The following is a 24,264-nucleotide window of genomic DNA, read 5'->3' as shown; positions in this document are numbered from 1 at the left end:
AAAATAAATGAGTTTATATAAACTTTCCTTTATTATAGCTACCCGCAACCGTTTACCGTTTTTAAAGATCACTTTAGAAAAATTGATAAATGAGCTGTTGCCAGGTGAGGAAATCGTGGTAGTTGATGGCAATAGTACCGATGGTGCATCGGAGTATTTGCAACAACTTTTTGAGCAGGGAAAAATTCATCAGTTTATTTCAGAACCCGACCATAACCAGGCCCACGGCTGGAACAAGGCGTTATTAATGGCAAAGGGCACTATCATAAAAAAAATAATTGATGATGATGTGCATTCTTATACGGCGATAAGAAAATGCGCTGATTTTATGTTGAGCAATCCGCAGGTTGATATTTGTATCTCCAATTGCTTAACAACTGATTTGGAAACGCCGAAAAATATTCAAACAACCGGCAGGTTAAAATATTATGAAGCGTGGAAAGCAGGTAAAACTCCATGCTTTACCTTTAGTGATGTTTACCTGTTGATCAGGAAAAGTTCACTGGCTTATTTAGGGTTGTTTGATACACAGTTTGCTATGCTGGATTGGGAATATTCACTCCGTTGCTCCTGGTTAAAAGCAAGCATTGCCTATTACACAGGTTATAATGCTTTAGCTGTAAGCACACAAGGGAATGTTACCTCTTCAACTAATGCCGCCAGGTTAAAAACAGAAGGGTTAATAGGTAAAGCCAAGTATGGTTATAAAGGCGACCGTTCTGATATTTCACTTTATTCGGAATTAAAAATAGCGGTAGGAAAAGCTATAAATTATAAAGCGGGGAGCTCAGTAATTACCGCTAATCAATCCAGTGAGGCTGGAACAGAGCGTTTAGGATTTGTGTATAATAACCTATATACCATTATTGAAGATTATAACCGGGCTATTGATGCCCGCTTTATTTTATAAATGAAAAGGCGGATTAAAATTAAATGCCAAAATGGATTGCTTTTTCATACCGCCATCTACGATATCCTGAATGTTGTAGCAGACAAGTTTGATTTTGTAGAAAGTGATAACCCGGAATATATTTTTTTTGGCCCTTATGGTAATGACGTGCCTGAACCGGGTCCGTATGTTAGGATCGGTTACTTTTGCGAAAATATAATACCAGATCTAAACTCATGCGATTGGGCCTTTGGGATCCCATCGGAACAGCAAATTAATAATCCTAAATATAAACGGATCCAATGGCATAATTTAAATCCGGATGACCTGGTAAAAAAAGATTGGGATGTTGAGCGCATTCTGGCATCAAAAACAAAATTTTGCAATTTCTTTTATTCTCACCCCGTACCGTACAGGGAAGAATTTTTTAGGCAATTATCAAAATATAAAAAGGTGGATGCCCCTGGCAAAAGCATGAACAATATGCCATCGGTTGATAACATATACAAAGGCGGTAAATGGGAGGTTAAACACCAGTTTTTAACGCAGTATAAATTTACCATTGCTTTTGAAAATTATGTTTATCCGCATTACCAAACGGAAAAATTATATGACGCAATGCTTTGCCAAAGCCTCCCTGTTTATTGCGGTGATCCTAATATTAGTGAAATATTTAATACCCAAAGTTTCTTGTTCGCGAATGATTTTATTAGACCTAATAACTCGCGCCTGGTTAAGTTTCTAGAAAACAGATCACAGCTGAATTTTACTGATATCAGGCCGCTTTATTATAAATCAGCTAATGACAGGATCAGGCGGAAATTAAAATCAATAGGGAAAAATCTGAAAATGAAGCTGCAGTTTAATAAACTGGATTTTAGCGACTTGATTGATCAGATAATTATGCTGGATAAAGACCCGGATAAATACGTGGCTTATTTAAGGCAGCCCTGGTTTCATAACAACACACCCCCTGCTAACTTTTCATTAAGGGATAGATGGATAGAGATTTTTTCGAATAAAAGTTAATGGCAACATATTCTTATCCTTTAGTTTCTATTATTATTCCATTATACAATGCGGAAAAGCACATTGCGGAAACGATAGAAACTGCGCTGAACCAAACCTGGCCCAACAAGGAGATCATTATAATAAATGATAGCTCAACCGATAATTCACTGGCTATAGCTAATAAATATGTCAATGAAAATGTAAAGGCATTTACCCAGGAAAATAAAGGAGCAAGCGCAGCCAGGAACTACGGATTAAGAGAAGCAAAAGGAGAATACATCCAGTTTTTAGATGCCGATGATTTGTTAAGTCCGGATAAAATTGAAGGGCAGATGGGGTATTTAAAAGGTTCAAAAACCCTTATCGGCTTGTGCCGGGTTGTGCATTTTGACGATGGGGATGACTATCGCAAAATTGTGTTAAAGGATGACGACTGGTTTTGTAAGGATAGCAATGACCCGGTAGATTTTTTGCTGAAATTAAATGCAGATGACGATGTGCTGCCGGGCTATGGAAGCATGATCCAGCCAAACTCATGGCTTACCCCAAAAACGCTAATTGAGAAGGCCGGAATGTGGAATGAGTTTAGGTGCCCTGATGATGACGGCGAGTTTTTTTGCAGGGTAATATTAGCATCCGAAGGCATAAAATATAGCACCATCGGCACTAATTATTACCGTAAGCACAAACACAATAACACAGTATCGGGCCAAAAAAGTTTATCTGCATATGAGAGTATGCTTTTATCTATTGATTTGAAATATAGCTATTTAAAGGAACGGTTTAACGACCCTATACTTGAAAGGGTCTTTGCCCGGCATTATTGGGAAATTGGTGTTGCAGCCTATCCGAGGTACAGGCAACTTTCAAAAAGAGCGATCAATAAAGCCCTTGAATATGGTTATAACGGCCAAAAGTATAAAGCAGGCCCGGTAGGTACATGGTTAAGTAAAATATTAGGCTGGCGGTTGGCGCGAATTTTAACATACCTAAGGTTTAAAGTGTAATGGCTATTATGACAATTTTGGCATCGGCATGAAAATTATTAAGCTTACCACACCTTGGCGGCATGATTTTTTAAAGAGTCAGCTTAACCCGCAGATTGTTGATTACAAATTTGAAATTGATAACGATTGCAGGGAATGTGATTACTGGATAGTTTGGGGCGATATTCCGCATGAACATGAACGGATGGTGGTTAAATGCCCACCATCAAACGTTATTTATATGACGGATGAGGCGCATGAGCAAAAGCAATTTAATCAAAAATTTTTAGACCAGTTTAACTATGTAATAACCTGCCGGGAAGATCTGCACCACCGTAATTTGATCCAAACGCATGAAATAAATCATTGGCAGCTAAGTAAATCATTTACGGATGTTTACAGCACTGCAAAAATTGAGAAGACAAAATCGCTATCGGTGGTTTGTTCAGACCTCACTATTTTAATAGGCCACAAAAAAAGATTTGCCTTTGTTAACAAGCTGATTGGCCATTTTAAGGATAGGATTGATGTATATGGCAGGGGATTTAACCCTATTGATGATAAGTGGGATGCGCTGGCACCTTACAAATATTCTGTAGCAATTGAAAACTCGGCAATACCTGGTTATTTCACCGAGAAAATAACGGAGTGCTATCTCGCCCATACTTTGCCCATTTACTATGGGCCACCCGACATAACAAGTTATTTTGCGCCCGAGTCCTTGGTGAGAATTGATGTTGACGATTATAGATCAGGCATTTTAACCATTGAAAAGCTGCTGGAGGAAGATCCATGGGAGCAATTACAGGATACTTTAATTGAGCAGAAACTACTTTATTTAAACAAATATCAACTGTTCCCGGCATTGTGCAATGTGGTTTCAAAGCTGGATGGCCCCCAGGGTGAAAAAAAACGTTGTGTTATAAACGGCCACGAAACCTATTACAGCAACTACAGGCTTAGAAAGTTGTACCAGCAATTAAAACAAAAGCTTAATAAATGAGAGGCGTTTCTGTAATAATTTGTTGTTACAACAGTGCCTTGCGGTTGCCCGAAACATTAAGATATCTCTCGCTCCAAAGAGTACCGGTTGATATTAAATGGGAAATTATTATAGTGAATAATTTGTCTGCCGATAATACAGCGCAGGTCGCCGAAATGGAATGGGCCAAATATGATATTAATGGTGTAAATTTTAAAGTGGTTGACCAGAAATTGGCCGGGCTAAGCTTTGCCCGTGAAAAGGGCCTGGAAGAAGCCGGCTATGATTGCCTTATTTTTTGTGATGATGATAACTGGCTTTTCGAAAACTATATTGAAAGTGCTTATAACCTGCTGGAACAATGGCCTGATGCAGGAATTATAGGTGGATGCGGAATCCCAAAGCCGGAAACAGACCCGCCGGAATGGTTTGCTACTTATAGTAGTCATTATGCCACTGGGCCCCAAAGCGAGCACAATGGTGTGATAGAAGGGAGCAGTCCTTATGTGTATGGTGCCGGGTCAGTTGCCCGAAAATCAGCTCTTGAACAATTAAAAGCTATAGATTTTAAACCCATAGCTACTGACAGGTTAAATGATAAACTAAGTTCGGGCGGCGATGTGGAAGTGTGCTATGCCATTAAGTTATTAAATTATGATATAGCTTATAGTGATGATTTGAAATTCTATCACTTTATTCAAAAAAGCAGGCTTACAGATCAGTATTTATTAAACCTGGTATATCAATTCGGGTATTGCAATATTTTGCACCGCCCATATTTTTGGCTGTTTAACCCAACACTTCCCGGGTTTAAAAAAACATGGTTTTGGACCTTCCTGATCAGCCTTAATATTTATATAATAAGCTTAATTAACTCGCTTAAAAAAGGAGATCATCCAGGTAAATTTATAGGCAGGTTAAATGTTAACCACGCTAAAGGAAGATTGGATGCCATATTAGAATTGAACTCAGTCATCGAAAAATATTACAGAGCGCTCAGCGGAAAGTTTAAAGGGGCGGCTACAAATTGACAAGAACTGTATTAACAATTGCCACAGGTAAAGCTTTGTATATAAACCTTGCAGCTAACCTGGCGAGGTCTTTTTATTTATGGCATAAAAGCGCTGATATAACATTTAGCATTGTAACAGATCACCCCGAATTGTTGTCGGCAGATGTTACTTCAAAAGCAACAGTAATAACCATTAAACCCGGCGAACTTGGCGAAGGTTTTTCGAGCAAATTATTTTTGGATAAGGTAGCACCCGAAGGACAAACACTTTTCATTGACAGCGATTGCCTCATTTTTGGTGACCTTTCGCCGGTGTTTGAACGCTTTAAAGGGATGCCGGTATCTGTGGTTGGAAATTACATTTCATCGGGCGAATGGTTTGGTGATATTACCGCCATCTGCAAAAAATATAATGTACCGCACATCCCTAAATTTAACGGGGGCCTCTACTATCTTGAAAAAGGTGAAGTGGCAACCCGCATTTACAAACGGGCAAGGGATATTGAAAAACAATATGACGAAATAGGTTTTGTTCGGTTACGTAACCGACCGAATGATGAGGTAATAATGGCGTTGGCCATGCAGCTTGAAGATATGAAGCCATTGATTGACGATGGAACAATTATGAGCGATCCGTTAGCCTGTCCGGGTGAATATAAAATAGATATAATAAATGGTCGCACACTTTTGGTTAACCCGCCACTGCCACATGCTGAACACAGGCCCTGGTATCCTTTTGAAAAAGTGACGCCAATAATTGTTCATTTTTTGGGGGAATATACCTTGCACTATCCTTACCGGCGCGAGGTTTATCGCCTTAGCCATAATTTAAGCTGGTTGGGTAATGTGAAAAGTGTAATAGCAATAGAGTATCCCCAACGGTTTAAATTGTTTTTGAAAAATTTATTCAGATCTACCTATCATAAACTTTTTGGGATCCGGAAAGTTAAAAGCTCTGAAAGGGTAGTAACGTGATAGCAGATGTAGATATTTCAATTATCATCCCAACGTATAACCGCTTGTGGAGCTTACCGCAAACCATTGAAAGTTGCAGGAATAATAATTGCAGTGTTGAAATAATTGTTGTTGATGATGGCAGTACGGATGGCACATGGGAATGGCTTGATCAGCAAAAAGACCTGGTTATTATTGATCAGCCCAACCTGGGTAAATGCCAGGCAGTAAATAAAGGGTTTAAAGCAGCCAATGGTAAATACATCCGATTCCTGGATTCGGACGATTTGCTTAATAGCAACGCAAATGATGAGCAGTTTCAATTAGCCGAACTTAATAATGCCGATGTTGTTATCAGCGGCTACAGGTGCTTTAATAATGATGGACAAACTATAAGTAAACAACCCTGGATTGAAACGGATGATTTTATAGCCGGGCAATTGGGTGAAGGGGATGGATCGCATTATTCGGCTTTCCTGTTTAGGAAGGATTTTATTCAAGAAATTCCTCACAGGCCGGATTTTGCTTTTCGGGACGACCGGCTTTTTATATTAGAGGTAGCTTTAAAAGATCCCAAAACTGTTGTTCATCCTGGTACTGCGCTTTTGCACCGTGTTGCTCACCACGACAGGTTACAGATTAGCAGCGGACTAAAACAGCAGGTGCAAAACGAGCAGCATTTAAACCTGTATAAAATTATACTTGAGCAATTAAGTAAAGAAGGAAGGCTTACCCCAAGGCGAATAGGTGCTTCAATAAATATATTATGGCCCCTGGCCCATTGGATAGCATTAAATGATTTAAGCGCAGCCGTAAAGCTTGTTAAATGGATATTTGAGCTTAACCCCGGGTTTAAACCTCCGGAAAAAGGTGTATTGGGATTGCTTTATCAAAAGCTTGGTTTTGCAAATACTGAAAAGCTATTAAGGCTTCGCCGGAAACTCTTGTTACGTTGAACGATATTAAGCCTTTAAATATTTTTTATGAAGAACCGGATCCGGATAGGTGGGTAAAGTTTGACCATTACCCCAGGCGCTGGATAAGGCGGTTGTTAAGAGGCAAACAAAGGTCCGGCGGCGTGATGATGGTGGCTTTGGAGTTGATGCGCGGGCTTGATAAAATTAATATTCCATACAGGTTTAACAATTATGCTTACATAAAAACACATCCGGAAGAAATAGCCTGTATTATAGGCAAACCTCATTTGCTGTTTGACAGGAAGTGGAGAAACCCTGTCATTTTTGGCGCTGGTGTTTATTCGCACCCGGTTGAATGCCCTGATCTGTTTGAAAAATATCCAAATGTAAAGCGCTTTTTAGTGCCTGGCAACTGGATGCAGCAAATGTGCAGCCCTTATTACGGTGATAAAGCAGTAGCCTGGCCGGTTGGTATTGATACTGAAAAATGGAAATCATCTGCAATTGAAAAAAAGATTGATTTCTTAATTTACGATAAGATCCGATGGGATCATGATGCGTTTAACGAATCCTTAATAAAACCCATATTGAAAGTTTTGGAAGAAGGTGGGTTTGGTTACCAGTTTGTTAAGTATGGTAACTATACCCATGACGAGTTGCAGGAGAAGGTTGCCAATAGCCGGTCAGCTATTTTTTTGTGCGAACATGAGACACAGGGGTTGGCTTATCAGCAAATATTGGCAACCAATACGCCAATACTGGCCTGGGACAGGGAAGGCTACTGGCAGGACCCATATTACTATCCTGAAAAGGTGAAATATGAACCGGTAAGTTCAGTGCCCTACTGGGATGATAGTTGTGGTGTTAAGTTTAAAAATGCAATTGAGTTTACTGAAAAACTTAATTTATTTATAAGCAGGCATGACAAATTTGAACCCCGCAAATTCATTTTGAATAACCTGACGCTCGAACTTTCTGCAGAAAAGTACATGCAGATCTATCAAGAAGTAGAACAGGAAATAGCTTGAAGATATTATTGATAATGGACCCGGGGATACCAGTGCCGCCACCGCTTTACGGGGGGCACGAACGGCTTGTTTACATGTTTGCAGAGGAGTATAAAAGGCAGGGGCACGAGGTAAGTTTATTGGCTGGCCCTGATTCTCACATTTCGGGTAAGTGTTTTTCTTTTGGGGTGAATGATTTGGAAAGATCTGCCCTTCAAAAAAATAAAGAACTTTTTGAGGTATGGTACTTTCTTTTTAAACACAGGAATGAGTTTGATATTATCCACAATTTTGGGCGGTTAATGTATCTGTTACCTGTTTTGAATTATCAAGTAAAAAAAATAATGACCTATGGCAGGCCGGTAGCTGTTAGGGGTATAAAGATGGTGAACGCCCTTCCAAACTGTAATTTGATATTTACAGCATGCAGCAACTATTGCGTATCAACAGGTAATGTGGCCGGTAATTGGGAAACGGTATACAACGCCATTGATTTTTCAAAATATGAGCTAAATGAATCGGTAAGTGACGATGCTCCTTTAATGTTTTTGGGGCGCCTGGATAAAATTAAAGGGGTACATACCGCTATAAAAATTGCCAAAGCAACATCCAATATATTATGGATAGGAGGTAATATTCCGCAAACGCCCGATAATTTTGAATACTACAAACAGCAAATTGAACCGCAAGTAGACGGGAAGCAAATTATTTACCTTGGCGCTTTAAATGACGAGGAAAAAAATTTCTATTTAAGGCAAGCCAGGGGCCTTTTGTTCCCGATTGAATGGGATGAACCTTTCGGTATGGTAATGGTAGAGGCAATGGCTTGCGGGACACCGGTAATAGCCTTTAACCGGGGCTCGGTACCGGAGGTTTTGGAAGATAGTATTACAGGGTATATAGTAAACGACGAAATTGAAATGACAGATAAAATTTCCCAATTAAATACTATTAACCGGGTGATTTGCCGGGAAAGAGCCGCGGGAAAATTTAGTCATATTAAAATAGCGGAAAAATACCTTTCAATATTTAATTGATATAATTGCTTAACGATGTTACTTGCTATAAATAATTTACAATGATAGGGATCCGAATTTCCGGCGGTTTAGGTAATCAACTGTTTCAGTACGCTTTCATATCAAATTCAGGGCTAAAAAAAAAGAAGGTATTTTTTTTATTGAAGGACGGAATGCCCATTGAATTGTATAACTATTTCAAACTTAAAAGAAATTCATTTTACATTATTGATATATTGTTTTTTAACCATAGCGGGTTTAAATTATTTTTTAGCCACTATCTTAGGTCCGCCTTTTATAATTTAATCCAAAAGGTTTTTATTAAAAACCTGGTAAGCAGCCCTAAAGGAACCGACTCTCCAAATACGCTCAGCGATAAAGGCGATGCTACATTATTCAATGGTTATTTCCAATCGCCCTTGTATTTTTCCGAACACAAAACCGAAGTGTTAAAATATCTGGAATTAAGAAATAGTATTAAAAAATCATATAATAAAAATTACGCCTTCCCCAGGCAGGAAAGTAAAATTGTAACTGTTCATGTCAGGAAATCTGATTTTTTAGACCTGGCTTCTTATAATTTAGGAGATGCTGATCTGTCATTACCATTTTCTTATTATCACCGGCTAATTAAAGAAATTCATAGCGACACTAATTATTATATTATTATTTCGGATATGCCCGAAATAGCTGCCGGGGAATTTGACTATTTGGAAAGGAAACATATTTCAAAAGACAGTGTGATAGTCGACTTTCAACATATGCTTAATGCCGACGTTTGCATAATTGCCAATAGTACTTTTAGCTGGTGGGCTGCCTATTTAAATAGTAATAAACACAAAGTTGTATACTGCCCCAGGCACTTTTTAGGTTACAGATTAAATAAGGAATACCCTATGAATATTTATCCGGACGATTGGATAGAAGTTGATGTTCCAATTAATGTTAATTAACCCTTTTCTGAACATAATGCAAAAATATAACAAACAAAGGTTTAACATTATTCCTGTTAATGCTTTTTATTGTTTTGATTTATCATGATTAAAAAGATCATAAATAAATTAAAATATGAGCTTCAGTTTAGCAACACCAGTTATTATACAAGGATTTCTGAAAAAACAAAGAAGATAACCTACCGGGCACTATTGCGACAAAAAATCAAATCGCTTTCTCCAATCGTTTTACAACAAAGTAACGCCAGCCTTACCCTGGCCACAGTATCCAGTAAAAAGAATTTTTACGAATCGGTAGCTGCGCTTTATAGTTTTTGTTTCTGGAACCCCAATGTTTATTTGCATTATCACGAAGACGGAACGCTTACTGAAAAAGAGATCAGGCTCCTGAAAAAAATGTTCCCTGGGATTAAAGTTTTTTTAAGGCGTGATGAAAATATAAAGGTTAAAACCCTGCTGTCGTCAAAAGGACTTGAAAATTGTGAAAAATTAAGAGACGTGTTTTTCTTATCCATAAAGTTGTTTGACATGATTATAGAAAAACAGACAAACTACTTATTACATATTGATTCTGATGTGCTCTTTTTTTCAAGGCCTGATGAAATATTGGATATTGTTGAAAAAGGTAATTATAACGGGTGTTATAACCGCGATGTAAATAACTCTTATACATTTGATGATGCCACACTGGCAAGATATCTTACATCAGAGATGATCAGTTTCTTTAACTCCGGCCTGTTACTGCACAACTTTGATGAGCATTTTTTTAGCTTTATAAACAGGGTAATGGAAGGGAATTTGTATAAAACAGAATCGTGGCACCTGGAACAAACCTTGCTGGCGATGTTTGCCAGTGAAAAAGGAAATTTTTTAGGCTTACCAAAGCATTATGACCTGGCCAGGAAGGAAATGCTGCTTGGCAGTAAATTAACAAGCGAACATTATGTTTATGGTGGCGGAAGCGCCTTTCATAAAGATTTTATCTATAACCTGTACCCTTTGTTTAAAAAGAATTGACAGCAAGCGTAAATCCTGCTAAGAAAAAGATGGTACTGGTTTCTTCAGGGCAGCCGTCTTTAAATCCAAGATTGGTAAAAGAGGCGGATACTTTAACTGCAGTAGGGTTTGATGTTACCGTTTTGTATGCCTACTGGAATGCCTGGGGTACCGACCTTGATAAAAAGCTGCTACCCGGTAAACAATGGAGGTGTGTAAGAGCAGGGGGAGATCCGGAGCAAAAAAAGTTCACCTATTTACTAAGCAGGATAATCCATAAGTTTTCCTTATGGGTTACAAAACATACCGGTATTAAGTACTTTGCGCAATTTGCCATTGCCAGGAGCAGCTATTTTTTAATCCGGGAAGCAAAAAAACACAAGGCTGATCTGTACATCGGGCATAATCTTGGTGCTTTACCTGCGGTGGTTAAAGCATCGCAAAAACATAAAAAGCTATGCGGCTTTGATGCAGAGGATTTTCACCGGTATGAAAGCTCAAATGATAACAACGATAGCGAAGTTGTTTTAAAAGCATTTATTGAGGATAAGTATATTCCGCAGGTAAGCTATTTATCAGCAAGCAGCACACAAACTGCTAATGCATATCATCAACTTTTTCCGGATAAAAAGCCTGTTACCCTGCTAAATGTTTTCTCTTTTAATAATGATGTAAAGCAACCTCAATTAAATGCCGGTCAACCTGTAAAGCTCTTTTGGTTTTCGCAGGTTATTGGTGTTAGCCGTGGGATAGAAGATGTTGTAAAAGCGCTGCATATTTTAAAAGACGAGAATTTTGAATTGCACCTGCTGGGCTATCATTCAACACAGACGATAACATTCATTGAACAACTAAATAATGGTGTTGCAAAGATCTTTTACCATCAGCCGGTTATGCCGGCGGCATTGGTTGGGTTTGCAGCGCAATTTGATATTGGGCTGGCTACGGAGCCCGGGTTTAGCATCAATAATGATTTTGCGTTAAGCAATAAAATATTCACTTATATACAGGCCGGTTTGGCTATTGCGGCAAGTGACACCACTGCCCAAAGCGCTTTATTGAATCAATACCCAGCCATTGGGAACATTTATCAAAAGGGAAACGTTCAATCATTGACTGATGTTTTATCGGCATATAATAAAAACCGGGATCTGCTTTTAAAAAGCCGGGAGGAATCATGGCTTTTGGCTAAAAATACCCTGAACTGGGAAAATGAAAGTGAAAGATTTTTAGATCTTGTTAATCAAACATTAAGTAGTGCCAAACGCTAAAGTTCTCATCATCTCGCCGTATTTCCCACCCTCAAACGCGGCAGATATGCATCGTGTAAGGATGAGCTTGCCTTATTTTAAGCAATTTGGCTGGGATGCCACTGTAGTGATAATTGATGAAAAATACTCAGATGTAGTGCAGGATGAACTGCTTGTTCAAAGTATCCCTGCAGCGACAAAAATTTATAAAGTAAAAGCTTTAAGCAGCGCACTAACCTCAAAAGTTGGATTAGGCAGTCTTGCTTTACGCTCCCTTTGGTATTACCGTAAAAAGGTAAGTGAGATCTTAAAAAAGGAAAAGTACGATCTTGTTTATTTTTCAACTACCCAATTTCCGCTTTGTATTTTAGGGGCCTACTGGAAAAAGCGGTTCGGCATTCCTTATGTAATAGATATGCAGGACCCATGGCATTCGGATTATTACCAGGATAAACCCAAGGATCAGCAGCCGTCAAAATATTGGTTCTCCTATCGCTTACATAAATACCTGGAGCCTATTGCCATGAAGCAGGCAGATGGACTGATCAGCGTATCTGCCGGTTATATCAGCAATTTAAAAGCCAGGTATCCTGTTATAAATGACATCCCATCTGCCACCATTACATTTGGCGCTTTTGAGCCGGATTTAAAAATAGCGCTGGATAATCAAACTAAATTCGATTCATTATTGCAAAACGGCTTTAAAAACATTGTGTATGTGGGCCGTGGTGGTGTGGACATGCAAAAGGCCATTTCACCGGTTTTTGAAGCCCTAAAAAAAGGACTTGCTGAAAATCCCGGTGTGTTTGGCAAGCTGAGGTTTTATTTTATAGGCACCAGCTATGCGCCGGCAGGTACTGGTAAGCCTACAATTTTGCCACTGGCAAAAAAATACGGACTTGATGAGAATGTGGTTGAAATTACCGACAGGATCAGCTATTATCATACCTTATTAACTTTACAACAGGCCGATGCTTTATTTATACCCGGCTCGGACGACCCCAGATATACAGCTTCAAAAGTGTACCCGTACCTGTTAACCGGAAAACCACTACTCGCAATTTTTAATGAAAAGAGTAATGCCGTTGAAGCTATAAAGGAATGTACCGGCGATGCCGTTGTTTTAACCTTTAATGAAGATGCATCTCACCTGGTTGCTGATTTATTTAAAACATTAACAGGGTGGGGTAATGGCTTATTTAAGCCTTTATCTATTTCAAATAATTTCAAAAAATACAGTTCAGAAAACCTTACAGGTAAACAGGCTGAATTATTTACCAGGGCCATAAAACATTATGAGACAAAGAATACAAACACTTGACGGACTGAGATTTTTAGCCGCCATAGGCGTTCTATGGATCCATACCTGGACGATTCATGGTAACCCGAGATGTTATATTGGTAAATTTGATCTGGCTAATTTGCTGGCTATTGGTGGTAATGGTGTCGACCTCTTTTTTGTGATCAGTGGGTTTTGCATGTATTATTTTTACGCTTCGAAAAGTGATTTTTCTTATCATGATTTTTTTAGGTTCCTGGTAAAAAGATGGGTAAGGCTTTCGCCGGCTTTCTACGTGGCTACTATAATTTATATCCTTGTCGGCAAGTTTGTTCATCATCAAAATATTGATGGGCTCAGTAATTTTCTGCATAGTGTTTTTTATCTGAATTATTTTTTCATACAATATAATACCGCTTCACATTTTTGGACATTGACCGTTGAATGGCAATTTTATTTTACCATACCCTTGCTGTTGATCTATCAAAACAGGATTGGGTTTAAAAAGTCGTTTTTAATTATTTTTGGAGGCGCTTTTTTAATTGCGATAGTATTGGTGTTTATTTTAAAAAGTCGTTTTGACCCGATTACAGATACAATATTTTTTAGAGGACTGGAGTTTGGATGCGGATCAATTGCTGCAAGGCTACTGATAAAAAACAATGCATTTTTTAAAAAAAGGTTTTTATGGCTAATGTTATTTATTGCTGTTACCTACGCTGGCAGGGTTTTAATATCTAAACAAGTTTTAAGCTTATCAGCTAATTATTCCAATTTATTCAAGTTATTTGGCTATGTCTTTATGGGGACAGGTTTCGCCGGGATCTTATATCTGTCGGTAGTTTCGGTAAAGTGGCTCAATGTTATTTTAGGCAATGGGTTATTTAAAAAAATGGGGCGTATATCTTATAGCTTTTATCTTTTGCATCCTTTGGTATACCCGGTAATAGCTACTTACACAATTCAGCTGATGCCATCATTAAAAGGCATTGCGGCGCCGGTTGTTACCACCGTTATAAGCGCGGTTATTTTATATCCGCTATCGTCACTTAGCTATAATTTGCTGGAAAAACCATTTTTATCAATAGGTAATTTAACTGCCAAATGAAGAAGCTGGCGGTTATAACAACCCATCCTATTCAATATTACGCACCAGTGTTTAAGCTTTTGAATCAGCGTAAAAAAATAGATGTTAAGGTGTTTTATACTTTGGGCGAGGGTGCTGTTAACAAGCTCGATCATGGCTTTAATAAAGTAGTTGAGTGGGACATTCCGTTGCTGGAGGGATATGACTTTGAGTGGATGAAAAATACGGCGACTGAGCCCGGCTCGCACTATTTTAAAGGAATTGTTAATCCTGATGGAATTGAAAGGATTAAAAAATATCAGCCGGATGCTATATTGATCTTTGGCTGGGCATATAACGCTCACCTGAAAATAATCCGCTACTTTAGCAGTAAAGTGCCCGTATATTTTCGTGGTGATTCAACCTTACTGAACGAGTTAGGCGGATTAAAAAAAGCGCTTCGGTACGTTTTTTTGAAATGGGTGTACAAGCATATTAACCATGCTTTTTATGTAGGCAAAAACAACAGAAATTATTATAAAGCTTACGAGCTGAAGGAGAGCCAGCTAAGCTTTGCACCACACGCCATTGATAGTAACAGGTTTGAAGCCGACAGGAGCAATGAAGCTGGCGGACTGCGGTCATCATTCAGTATCGGTAATAACGATATATTGATCCTGTATGCGGGCAAGTTTGAGCCGGTTAAAAATGTTGAGTTACTATTGTCGGCATTTATAACTTTGAACCGGCCCAATGTGCATTTGCTTTTAGCAGGTAACGGCCCCAATGAAAATGATTTAAAAGAGCAGGCTGATAAAAGTGGTGCTGCCAATGTTCATTTTACCGGGTTTAAAAATCAAACCTACATGCCTGTTTTGTACCAGGCGGCCGACTTGTTTTGCCTGCCCAGTAAAAGCGAGACATGGGGCTTAAGTATAAATGAGGCCATGGCCTGCGGCAAAGCCGTATTGGCATCAGATAAAGTGGGCTGTGCGGCTGATTTAATAGAAGAGGAAAGAAATGGCGCTGTTTTTATAAGTGATAACGCGGGCAGCCTGGTGGAAAAATTACAGCAATTAACTAAAGACAAGGCTCAATTAGCTAAATTAGGACAGCAATCAAAACAGATCATCAAAAACTGGAGCTTTTTACATATTGCGGAAGCAATTGAAAATAAATTATTGAATGAAGCGTATTGACCGTATTAAACTTGATTTTACCCGTAACTGGAAACTTCCCGGGAAGGAACGGCTTTCAAACCTGCTGAAGGCATCTGATAAGCTTAAAGCAAGTATAAAAGAGGGGATAGTATGGTTAAGCGGCGAGGATATAGCTATTTATACCAGTGCCGATAACTATATTGAATGGACCATTTTAAGTACCGGCACTTACGAAGATGAGATAAATAAACTGATCAGGGTCTCACTTAAAAATGGCGGGAATGCATTAGATATAGGTGGAAATATAGGCTTGCAAAGCATCAGGATGTCGCAATGCGTTGGGCAAACAGGTAAAGTTTATGCTTTTGAGCCGCTTATTTATTTGCAGGAAAAATTTACCCGTAATATGTTGTTGAACAAAGTTGCTAATGTTACGCTGTTACCTTATGCGTTATCAAGCAAGGAAAGCGAGGCTGATTTTACCATAAATAAAAACTCATGGAACCAGGGTGCTTTTAGTTTAAATAGTAATATAGAAGGATCTGAAAAACAGCGTGTATTTATAAAGGTTGCTGATAATCTCCCCGAGATCCAAAGTCTTGATTCGCTTGATTTGATAAAAATTGATGTAGAGGGTTTTGAATACCAGGTATTACAGGGCCTGGCAAAAACGCTTCAGAAACATAAGCCGCGGATAATTTTTGAATACGATAACCATTATTGGCTAAACAACGGGCAAAAAATTGAGGATTGCTGGTCCCTTTTGCAATCGTTTGGCTACACAATGTACCAGATAACACCGGTTGGCTGTGAACTTTTAAAGAGCCCGGAAAATGTTGAGGGCGGTAATATATTTTGCATACCTGCGTAATTCATGAAAAAGGGTAACGATATAGCAAAACATTTTATACTCTTTTTGCCATGGGCTATTTCCTTGTTATTTCAATCGTTTTCTACTGTTTCCTATTTTATTGCATGGCTGGGTTCATTCTTTATTTTCTTTGTTACGTTAACCGGTAAAATAAAACCCCTGCCGGATGACAGAACTGTTGCGGAACAATTAATGCGGCCAATATTTATTATCCAGATAATTTTTGCGGGCTACATGGCATGCACCTCAATATTTTATTTTTTAAGTCTTTTGGGATATGAATATTTGAGCAAAACAAATGCTGCGTTAGCGATAGATCAGGATGCGTTGGATTTGGCGGCACAATGCCAAAGGTATTATTGTTTAGGGCATGCGGCATTTGTTTCGGGGATATTGATATTTATGAAATACCCTGTAAAGCAAAAGTATTATATTGAAAAAGAAAAGTTGGCCAATTTGCTGTTAATGACAGCTTTAATTGCCTTCCCGGTTTCAATATTTTTTGCGCGGATCCCCGGACTATCTCAGCTCTATTTTCAACTTAGCGCTTTAAGCTTTATCGCCGGTACACTTGCACTTGCTTTTGCACTGCCTCTGCAAAAAGTAATAAATACCATAATTTGCCTTGCACTATATATTTTTAACTTTTACCAGGCGCTTACTTCCGGATTTAAGGAGCCTATTATTATTAGCGTGGTGGTGCTGGGGGTATTTTTATACCCAAACTATAAGAAGATTGTGACCATTGTTTTTGTGCCGTTATTAATTTTACTATTTGTGTTTTTGCCTGCTTATGTAAGTAATTTTCGGGGGAATGTATGGTCAGGCGAGGAAAGTGCTGATGATGCTACACAGATAGCCCTTAACGCTACCCTTAATAAAGATGCTGACGATAATACCAATTGGGGATTTTTGGTATATAGGTTAAGTGAAATAGAAATGTTTACCAAGTTTGTTAAATCAACACCTGCGAAGGTGGATTTTTATGGAACGCAATTGGTAAAACAATCAGCCATAGTTATAGTTCCACGGATATTCTGGCCATCTAAGCCAATTACTGAAGACCTGATTATGGAGCGTGTTTATAGTGCAGGGGTAGTAAACAGAAACTCTAATGTTTCGGCTAAACCTGCTTTTATTGTTGATGCTTATTTATCATACGGCGGAATTGGAGTTTTCATTTTTCTTTTTGCATATGGAGCGATGGCTCAAATAATAGCGTGTAAAGCTGAAAAATTATTTGGGGGCTATATTTTAGGCACGGCACTCATATTCAGCGGGCTGTTTCAAATATTTTGGCGGGGTTTAAGTTTTGAATTTCTTATTAACTCCGTTTTTTGGAGTTACATAACAATGCTGGTTGTATTTAAAATATTGCGTTCAAGAAATATATTAAAAGAAATTTGAGAATTTTACAGATCTGTGCTGCTTACAAACCGGCATTTATATACGGCGGGCCAACTATGTCGGTAGCCATGTTGAGCGAACAGTTGACAAAGGCTGGTATTTACATCGAAGCTTATGCAACAACTGCCAACGGGAAAGAAGAGTTGCCTGTTAACCCTGGTGAGGCTGTAAATGTAGACGGTGTTAAAGTAACCTATTTTAAACGGTTAACAAAAGACCACAGCCATTTTTCGCCGGCGCTGTTAAAAAAATTGTGGAAGGAGGCTCGCGGTTTTGATGTAATTCATATTCATGCCTGGTGGAACCTGGTGTCGGTATTTTCATGTTTAATTGCATTATTGCGCAGTGTTCCCATTGTTATATCACCCAGGGGTACGTTAAGCCCTTATTCGTTTCAAAACAAAAATATTGGCAAAAAATGGCTTATACATCACTTATTGGGTAGGCCTTTACTTAACAGGTGCCATATTCATGTAACATCAAATCAAGAAAGTGAAGCTATCTATGCGCTCATTAAGCCCAAACGGATTAGTAACTTGCCTAATTTTGTAAAATTGCCTGCTGATTTGCCGGGGGACGCTCAATCTTTAGCTATTTTTAAGCTGATTTTTCTTTCAAGAATAGAAGAAAAAAAAGGTTTGGATATTTTGATAAACGCCCTGCCGTTTTTAAATTTTCCATACAGCCTTACCATTGCAGGGAGTGGGGATAAAATGTATGTAGACGAGCTAAAGGCTGTGGTGAAAAAAAATGGCGACGAGGCAGATGTTTATTGGATAGGCTTTCAGGGCGATAATAAGTTTGAATTATTGGCTCAACATCATCTGCTTGTTTTACCGTCATACGATGAAAACTTTGGCAATGTAGTTATTGAAAGCCTTAGCCAGGGTACTGCAGTTTTGATAAGCCCGTTTGTAGGTTTAGCTGATTACGTTAACCAAAATAATTTAGGCTGGGAGTGTGAGCTAAATGCTATTTCAGTGGGTAATATGATTAATTTTATTCACGGTAAAAAGGACGAGCTTAATCGCATCCGTTTAAGTGCTCCGGAAATTATCAGGGCTGATTTTAATGAAGCTCATCTAACTAAACAATATACCGATATGTATAATAATGTTATAAATGGCTGATTATCAGGATTACGGATTTCATAGCGCAGGCCCTACTCATAATTTTAGCTACCAGTTGAATGACCTTGTTAGCCTGATTGATAAGGAAAAAAATAAATACATTCTTGATTTAGGCTGCGGCAATGGATACCTGGTAAATTACCTGCTTGAACAAGGCTATAACGCTTATGGTACTGATGCGTCTGAAAAAGGTATAGCTATTGCACAAAAAACAAACCCGGACCGTTTTTTTGTACAGGACCTGTCATCGGATGTTTTGCCACCGCAATTACAAGGGATCCCTTTTGATACCATTATATCAACCGAGGTAATAGAACATTTGTACAACCCGGAAGCATTTATTGATTTTTGTAAACAACAACTAAAACCGGGTGGTGAGCTGATAATAACCACCCCTTATCATGGCTATTTAAAAAACCTAACGCTAAGTATTTTTAACAGGTGGGACAGCCATATGGATCCGCTTTGGTTGGGCGGACATATTAAGCTATGGTCTAAAAATACGCTGACCAGGGTATTAACCAATGCCGGTTTTACGGTTACAGCATTCAGAGGCTGTGGAAGGTTTCCGTATTTTTGGAAATCCATGATCATAAAAGCGAAGCTATCGTGAACAATCAATTTTCATTTATTATAATAACCTATAATGAAGAAATTCATTTGCCCCGTTTGCTTGCATCTATCCAAAGTCTTGATGCACCGGTTTTTGTTTTAGATTCGGGAAGTACGGATAATACCATCGCGATAGCAGAAAATTATGGAGCAACGGTTTTACAGCATGCTTTCGAAAATCACCCCAAACAATGGGACTATGCATTAAAAAATTTTAACATTCAAACCCCATGGGTAATTTGCCTGGATGCCGACCAAATAGTAACTCCCGGGCTTAAAGAGCGCCTGAGTAATTTCAAGGATGAAGATAATAAGGATCTTGACGGCATTTATTTTAACCGTAAAAACTTTTTTAAAGGCCGGTGGATAAAACATGGGGGTTATTCGCCGTTTTACCTGCTTAAAATGATCAGGTTTGGCGTTGGCTATTCTGATCTTAATGAAATGATGGATCACCGTTTGATAGTCCCCGGGAATACAGTTATCTGGAAAGACGGTTATATTTTAGAGGAAAACTTAAAGGAAAACAATATTAGCTTTTGGATTGCCAAACATAATCGGTACAGTGACCTGGTTGCCCAGGAAGAGGTTGAACGGATGCAGCAGATGCGTAGCCAAACGGTTGGGCCGCATTTTTGGGGTTCGCCTGATGAACGCACAGCATGGTTAAAACAGCTATGGTGGAAGCTACCACGGTATGTAAGGCCGATGCTTTATTTTATTTATCGCATATTTTTTCAGCTCGGTATTCTTGACGGCCGCACCGGTGTTATTTTTCATTTTTTGCAAGCATTTTGGTTCCGCCTTATTGTTGATATTAAAATTGATGAAATTCTAAAGCAAGAAAGCGCGCTGAAGACAAACTCCGCTAAAAGTAATGTCTCTTTAAGATTCATAATAATATTTGCCGTGCTTTTTCCTGCCTTTTATTATTTCAACATATTTTATTTTGGCATTACTTCAACCGGTAGTCATTACAGTTCGTTTATGGCTAATAACCTTAATTATATAAGTGGATTGAGGTGGATATTAATAAAAAGCAGTGCTCAAATTCTTACATGGCTTGGGTTTGCGGTTATTGAAAATCAGTATGAGCTTTTGGTTGCAGGTCGTGGCGTTATTAAACTGGTTTACTCATGCCTTGGTTTAGGAGTTATTAGCTTTTTTGCTGCATTTGTTTTAGCTTACCCTGTAAAATTCAAATCAAAGATCGCCTTTCTTATTGGTGGCATTTTGGGGATCGAGGTTTTAAACGTTATCCGATTTGTACTGCTCTCTTTATTCTGGAACAGGAGGGAGAGCCAGATAATTGATCATCATGCCATTTTTAACATAATTGTATACATAATTATTGCCATTGTGCTTTACTTTTGGGTAAAGCGTAATGATATATTGATTAACAACGATGCTAAAAACTGACCTTTCATTATATAATAATTCGCCTTTTAAACCGGGAGGCAATGCTATAAAAAGGCTGTTGTGGTATTATGTAAATTTAGTATTTTTAAAAGGGGGCCTGCTTCCGTCAAGCAGTTTCAATATATTTTTACTGCGTTTATTTGGTGCTAAAATTGGTAAGGGGGTTATTATAAAGCCAGGAGCTAATGTAAAATACCCCTGGCATTTAACCATTGGGAACCATACATGGATTGGGGAAAATGTTTGGATTGATTGCCTTGTTGCAATTACCATGGGCGATAATGTTTGTATCTCGCAGGGAGCTGTTTTACTTACGGGAAGCCATAATTATAAAAAGAAGACATTCGACCTGATAACTCAGCCTGTAATATTAGAGGATGGTGTTTGGATAGGAGCGGGGGCAATAGTTAATCTGGGTGTAATTGCCGCATCGCATGCTGTATTAACAAGCGGGTCGGTAGCCACTAAAAACCTGGAAGCATACTCAATTTACCAGGGAAACCCGGCGGTAAAAGTGCGTGAGCGAATTATAACCTGATTTATTTTCTGAATTATATAAATTAGTAGTTTTGCAAAACCTTCCCTTAAACTTAATTAATGGCATCACAAAAAAGTAACGCATATAAAATTATTCTGTTAATTACCGGCATAGCCGTATTGATAATGGGCGTGATCCTGTTTTTTATTCCTCCCGCACTTTTCCCTGATCCTGCAAATGGGTTCAACGTATTACGCTGTATGAATTTAGGGGGCCATTTTAACGTTTTAACAGCCCCGGATCAAAGTGATATCGCGCAAAATTATAATGAGTTTCTTACATGGTGGACGCCCGGCCAATATCTTGTGCCTTATTTTTTTAAGCTGGTAGCGCATTTAAATACTGGACAGGCGATGGCCATAACAGTAGCATTATGCCAGCTTTGCGGTTTAGCCGGGTTTTACAGTTTCTTTAAAAAAATAGGCTTTACTCCCTTTATTGCCGCCCTTAGCCTTGTATTTATTGTTTGCCAGCTGGCCTTTTTTGTGCCATACGTTTTTTATAATGGCGGCGAGGTTTTGCTTTTTGCCTTTTTGGGATGGTTTTTATACGGCTGTATTGCCTTGCAAAAAACGGATTGGAAGCTATTGCTGTTTGTTCTTTTATCGGGGTGGATAGGTTTCTTTTGTAAATCATCCTTTATCTGGATCTATGTTGCCGGGCTTTGCTGTTTGTGGATTCGCTTATCTTCAGGCATGACAGGTATTATTGAATGGATAAAAAAAGGATTGTGGATCGGTATTCCTGCAGCATTATCGCTGGTAACTATTTATGTATTGTTCCTTTCAAAAGGGCAAAGCCCGGCTTCTGTTTCAAAGGGATTTAAACTAACTGCCGAGACCTTTAGCTTTCCACTCGCCACACCTATCCTTTCAGGTTTTTCTCTGGATGATTTTTTTCATGGCCTGTTGTATAATTTTGGCAGGCCTATGTTTGGTTATGGCGTATCTGTAACAATTGTAATTGTTTTGGCGATATTGAGTTTGCTATTGGTTTTTAGCCTGATCCGGAATGCGCCAAATAATAATTACAAGCTGTTTATAATTGTTTTTTACTTTGGCGCGTTGCTGTTTTTTGGGATTGCCTATCTTAAACAGCTTAACATATCATATGAAGCACGCCACTTTAGGATCATTGGCCTGTTGATAACTCCAGGGATGATTTCATTGGTAATCGGGTCAAAGCGTTTATGCCAATTGCTTTTCGCAGCCGGTTGTCTGTGCATCGCCTTTTTTAGCTTTAGCTATGTGATAAAGGGATACAGTATAAATAAAAATATAAGTGCAAAAGGGGTTTCGGGCATTTCACAGATCAATATTGATCAGCAGGCACTAAACGCGGTTATGAAACTTGATAGGGAAAACAAGAATGCAGTTTTCGTATTTATCGCCAATGATATTGGCCAGGAGGTTTTGCATAACAGGGTTATCAACCTATCACCAATAGCTGATGATTTGAAAATCGATATGGATGATTACCGGTACGAGGGTTTTGCAGGCCCGCTTTATATCATCTTGCCCGAAAGCTATAACGGGCCTAAAGAGAAAATGATTATGAAATCATTCACTGGTTACGCAGGTTTTAATCTGTCAATGCTGAGTGATAAATATGTGTTATATTCAGCTGATATAAAGCGGCGCTGATTGAGTTAGAAAGAGGGATTTGATCATGATCAATCTCTAATCCTTTAAAATATTGATAAGCTTTTATCTTTTCTTAAGGTAAAAGCTTATTCTTTTTTCAACCTTTTCACTGTATAGAATGCTGAAAAACATTAAAAAACAGATGAGTAAAAGGGGGAAAGCCATTCCTAAAGGTAAAAAGTATTTGCCAAGTTTATTTATCAATAGCACCCCAATATGTTCGTGTATAAGATATAAGAAATATGATGAGATCCCGATCCTTGAGATCAATCGATTATTTAACAAGGAAAGTTTTTTAGGATAATAAATAAAGCAGGTAAACAGCGCTAAAAAGGCCATATAAATTAACCGTACTTCTGTCCTAAAGCCAATATGAATTATATATACAATAAAAAAGCCGAGGCAGAGCTTCATCTTATATGTAGTTACACCATTATTTTTATACAATAAATAGAAAAGCACCCCGGTACAAAAAAATGGCAGAAAGTAAATTAAATTGAAGAATTGAAAAAAGAGAGAATAGTAATTTAATAAGCCTTGAGGCAGGTGAACCTTAATGGCACTGTTTTGCATCAGATAGTTAAAGCAAACAATGGAAATTGAAATGAAGCTGAAATTTCTTACAAATTGCTTCCTGCTGATATAAAACAACACACTTGCAAAAAAGTAAAATTGTATTTCGGGCCATAAGCTCCAATACGAACCGCTTAGATAATTAAGATTGTATTTTGGGCGAAAAATATAATTGATCAAATCAGGGTTTACAAAAGTTATACCCTGTAAAAAATTAATAGCCATATGGCTTTCAGGAAATATTAACTTGTCGTCAAAAAGCACGAATGCGATAAAGGTTAGTAAAGAAGCAACAAGCATGGAGGGCAGTAGCCTGATAGCCCTCTTTTTCCAGAAAGTGACAAAGCCATCAGTTTTTTCGAGCGTGAAAAAAATGACAAAGCCACTGATCATAAAAAAAAGCTGAACCCCAAGGGAACCATATCCAAAAAAATTATACTTATTGTTATATGGATAAAGGGAAATTGAATTTACCGGGGGAGCCCACCTGTTAAAGTAATGAAACAGCATTACTGATATTATGGCAATGGCTCTGAATCCGTCCAGTAGTTTTATTCTTGGGCTTAATTCATTCATCTCCATTTATCACCATA

General features: G+C 38.4%; 23 protein-coding genes. 22 read left to right on the top strand and 1 reads right to left on the bottom strand.

Features of this window, described 5'->3' with window-relative positions:
- The first annotated feature begins 7 nt into the window (after positions 1–7).
- The 22 genes from BUE31_RS23180 (at position 8) to BUE31_RS23075 (ending at position 23,098) form a co-directional block, all read left to right on the top strand.
- A complete protein-coding gene (locus BUE31_RS23180) occupies positions 8–910 on the top strand; it encodes a glycosyltransferase (RefSeq protein WP_073406236.1) in 903 nt (300 codons plus the stop codon).
- Entirely contained in the window at positions 911–1,918 is a 1,008-nt protein-coding gene (locus tag BUE31_RS23175; protein WP_073406235.1) for a glycosyltransferase family 10 domain-containing protein, read from the top strand.
- The gene (locus BUE31_RS23170) at positions 1,918–2,907 is read left to right on the top strand and encodes a glycosyltransferase family 2 protein (protein WP_073406234.1); all 990 of its coding nucleotides are present in this window, start codon (positions 1,918–1,920) and stop codon (positions 2,905–2,907) included. The genes BUE31_RS23175 and BUE31_RS23170 overlap by 1 nt, the downstream gene beginning before the upstream one ends.
- 28 nt (positions 2,908–2,935) lie before the next feature.
- Positions 2,936–3,889 carry a glycosyltransferase family 10 domain-containing protein gene (locus tag BUE31_RS23165; protein WP_073406233.1) on the top strand — a complete coding sequence of 318 codons (954 nt, stop codon included), beginning with the start codon at positions 2,936–2,938 and terminating at the stop codon, positions 3,887–3,889.
- Entirely contained in the window at positions 3,886–4,899 is a 1,014-nt protein-coding gene (locus BUE31_RS23160; protein ID WP_073406232.1) for a glycosyltransferase, read from the top strand. The genes BUE31_RS23165 and BUE31_RS23160 overlap by 4 nt, the downstream gene beginning before the upstream one ends.
- Complete coding sequence (locus BUE31_RS23155) at positions 4,896–5,855, top strand: hypothetical protein (RefSeq protein WP_073406231.1); 960 nt, start codon at positions 4,896–4,898, stop codon at positions 5,853–5,855. Before BUE31_RS23160 ends, BUE31_RS23155 begins: the two co-directional genes overlap by 4 nt.
- On the top strand, positions 5,852–6,790 hold the full coding sequence (locus BUE31_RS23150) for a glycosyltransferase family 2 protein (protein WP_073406230.1): 939 nt from the start codon (positions 5,852–5,854) through the stop codon (positions 6,788–6,790). Before BUE31_RS23155 ends, BUE31_RS23150 begins: the two co-directional genes overlap by 4 nt.
- Positions 6,787–7,779: a glycosyltransferase gene (locus BUE31_RS23145; protein WP_073406229.1), complete on the top strand. Its 993-nt coding sequence runs from the start codon at positions 6,787–6,789 to the stop codon at positions 7,777–7,779. The genes BUE31_RS23150 and BUE31_RS23145 overlap by 4 nt, the downstream gene beginning before the upstream one ends.
- On the top strand, positions 7,776–8,795 hold the full coding sequence (locus BUE31_RS23140) for a glycosyltransferase (protein ID WP_143167228.1): 1,020 nt from the start codon (positions 7,776–7,778) through the stop codon (positions 8,793–8,795). Before BUE31_RS23145 ends, BUE31_RS23140 begins: the two co-directional genes overlap by 4 nt.
- A 41-nt stretch (positions 8,796–8,836) precedes the next feature.
- Entirely contained in the window at positions 8,837–9,727 is an 891-nt protein-coding gene (locus tag BUE31_RS23135; RefSeq protein WP_073406227.1) for an alpha-1,2-fucosyltransferase, read from the top strand.
- An 84-nt stretch (positions 9,728–9,811) separates the two neighbouring features.
- Positions 9,812–10,744 carry a hypothetical protein gene (locus BUE31_RS23130; protein ID WP_073406226.1) on the top strand — a complete coding sequence of 311 codons (933 nt, stop codon included), beginning with the start codon at positions 9,812–9,814 and terminating at the stop codon, positions 10,742–10,744.
- Positions 10,741–11,994 (top strand): glycosyltransferase family protein, encoded by a 1,254-nt coding sequence (locus BUE31_RS23125; protein WP_073406225.1) that lies wholly within the window; start codon positions 10,741–10,743, stop codon positions 11,992–11,994. Before BUE31_RS23130 ends, BUE31_RS23125 begins: the two co-directional genes overlap by 4 nt.
- Positions 11,981–13,294 carry a glycosyltransferase gene (locus BUE31_RS23120; protein WP_234997893.1) on the top strand — a complete coding sequence of 438 codons (1,314 nt, stop codon included), beginning with the start codon at positions 11,981–11,983 and terminating at the stop codon, positions 13,292–13,294. Before BUE31_RS23125 ends, BUE31_RS23120 begins: the two co-directional genes overlap by 14 nt.
- Positions 13,269–14,360, top strand: coding sequence for an acyltransferase family protein (locus tag BUE31_RS23115; RefSeq protein WP_073406223.1), 1,092 nt, complete (start codon positions 13,269–13,271; stop codon positions 14,358–14,360). Before BUE31_RS23120 ends, BUE31_RS23115 begins: the two co-directional genes overlap by 26 nt.
- The gene (locus tag BUE31_RS23110; protein WP_073406222.1) at positions 14,357–15,517 is read left to right on the top strand and encodes a glycosyltransferase family 4 protein; all 1,161 of its coding nucleotides are present in this window, start codon (positions 14,357–14,359) and stop codon (positions 15,515–15,517) included. The genes BUE31_RS23115 and BUE31_RS23110 overlap by 4 nt, the downstream gene beginning before the upstream one ends.
- On the top strand, positions 15,504–16,349 hold the full coding sequence (locus BUE31_RS23105) for an FkbM family methyltransferase (RefSeq protein ID WP_073406221.1): 846 nt from the start codon (positions 15,504–15,506) through the stop codon (positions 16,347–16,349). The genes BUE31_RS23110 and BUE31_RS23105 overlap by 14 nt, the downstream gene beginning before the upstream one ends.
- Before the next feature lie 3 nt (positions 16,350–16,352).
- Complete coding sequence (locus BUE31_RS23100) at positions 16,353–17,756, top strand: exosortase Y-associated Wzy-like protein (protein WP_073406220.1); 1,404 nt, start codon at positions 16,353–16,355, stop codon at positions 17,754–17,756.
- Positions 17,753–18,886 (top strand): XrtY-associated glycosyltransferase XYAG1, encoded by a 1,134-nt coding sequence (locus BUE31_RS23095; RefSeq protein ID WP_073406219.1) that lies wholly within the window; start codon positions 17,753–17,755, stop codon positions 18,884–18,886. The genes BUE31_RS23100 and BUE31_RS23095 overlap by 4 nt, the downstream gene beginning before the upstream one ends.
- Positions 18,879–19,499 carry a class I SAM-dependent methyltransferase gene (locus tag BUE31_RS23090; protein WP_073406218.1) on the top strand — a complete coding sequence of 207 codons (621 nt, stop codon included), beginning with the start codon at positions 18,879–18,881 and terminating at the stop codon, positions 19,497–19,499. The genes BUE31_RS23095 and BUE31_RS23090 overlap by 8 nt, the downstream gene beginning before the upstream one ends.
- A complete protein-coding gene (xrtY, locus tag BUE31_RS23085) occupies positions 19,496–20,917 on the top strand; it encodes an exosortase Y (protein WP_073406217.1) in 1,422 nt (473 codons plus the stop codon). Before BUE31_RS23090 ends, xrtY begins: the two co-directional genes overlap by 4 nt.
- Entirely contained in the window at positions 20,904–21,455 is a 552-nt protein-coding gene (locus BUE31_RS23080) for a WcaF family extracellular polysaccharide biosynthesis acetyltransferase (RefSeq protein ID WP_073406216.1), read from the top strand. The genes xrtY and BUE31_RS23080 overlap by 14 nt, the downstream gene beginning before the upstream one ends.
- 59 nt (positions 21,456–21,514) lie before the next feature.
- Positions 21,515–23,098, top strand: a complete 1,584-nt coding sequence (locus BUE31_RS23075) for a hypothetical protein (RefSeq protein ID WP_073406215.1) — start codon at positions 21,515–21,517, stop codon at positions 23,096–23,098.
- Positions 23,099–23,161: 63 nt separating this feature from the next.
- Here the strand turns inward: BUE31_RS23075 and BUE31_RS23070 are convergent, their stop codons facing one another.
- Positions 23,162–24,247, bottom strand: coding sequence for an acyltransferase family protein (locus BUE31_RS23070; protein WP_159440733.1), 1,086 nt, complete (start codon positions 24,245–24,247; stop codon positions 23,162–23,164).
- Positions 24,248–24,264 lie beyond the last annotated feature (17 nt).

Source organism: Mucilaginibacter sp. OK098 (assembly GCF_900142915.1).
Classification (GTDB): Bacteria; Bacteroidota; Bacteroidia; order Sphingobacteriales; family Sphingobacteriaceae; genus Mucilaginibacter.
Note: the sequence above shows the minus strand (reverse complement) of the source record. Positions and strands in the feature narration are given on the sequence as shown.

Excerpts from the sequence above, each read along its gene's own strand:
- BUE31_RS23105 (WP_073406221.1), top strand. The coding sequence starts at position 15,504 with ATGAAGCGTATTGACCGTATTAAACTTGATTTTACCCGTAACTGGAAA.
- BUE31_RS23165 (WP_073406233.1), top strand. The coding sequence starts at position 2,936 with ATGAAAATTATTAAGCTTACCACACCTTGGCGGCATGATTTTTTAAAG.
- BUE31_RS23130 (WP_073406226.1), top strand. The coding sequence starts at position 9,812 with ATGATTAAAAAGATCATAAATAAATTAAAATATGAGCTTCAGTTTAGC.
- BUE31_RS23180 (WP_073406236.1), top strand. The coding sequence starts at position 8 with ATGAGTTTATATAAACTTTCCTTTATTATAGCTACCCGCAACCGTTTA.
- BUE31_RS23110 (WP_073406222.1), top strand. The coding sequence starts at position 14,357 with ATGAAGAAGCTGGCGGTTATAACAACCCATCCTATTCAATATTACGCA.
- BUE31_RS23100 (WP_073406220.1), top strand. The coding sequence starts at position 16,353 with ATGAAAAAGGGTAACGATATAGCAAAACATTTTATACTCTTTTTGCCA.
- BUE31_RS23170 (WP_073406234.1), top strand. The coding sequence starts at position 1,918 with ATGGCAACATATTCTTATCCTTTAGTTTCTATTATTATTCCATTATAC.
- BUE31_RS23075 (WP_073406215.1), top strand. The coding sequence starts at position 21,515 with ATGGCATCACAAAAAAGTAACGCATATAAAATTATTCTGTTAATTACC.
- BUE31_RS23070 (WP_159440733.1), bottom strand. The coding sequence starts at position 24,247 with ATGAATGAATTAAGCCCAAGAATAAAACTACTGGACGGATTCAGAGCC.
- BUE31_RS23175 (WP_073406235.1), top strand. The coding sequence starts at position 911 with ATGAAAAGGCGGATTAAAATTAAATGCCAAAATGGATTGCTTTTTCAT.
- BUE31_RS23160 (WP_073406232.1), top strand. The coding sequence starts at position 3,886 with ATGAGAGGCGTTTCTGTAATAATTTGTTGTTACAACAGTGCCTTGCGG.
- BUE31_RS23090 (WP_073406218.1), top strand. The coding sequence starts at position 18,879 with ATGGCTGATTATCAGGATTACGGATTTCATAGCGCAGGCCCTACTCAT.
- BUE31_RS23080 (WP_073406216.1), top strand. The coding sequence starts at position 20,904 with ATGCTAAAAACTGACCTTTCATTATATAATAATTCGCCTTTTAAACCG.
- BUE31_RS23135 (WP_073406227.1), top strand. The coding sequence starts at position 8,837 with ATGATAGGGATCCGAATTTCCGGCGGTTTAGGTAATCAACTGTTTCAG.
- BUE31_RS23115 (WP_073406223.1), top strand. The coding sequence starts at position 13,269 with ATGAGACAAAGAATACAAACACTTGACGGACTGAGATTTTTAGCCGCC.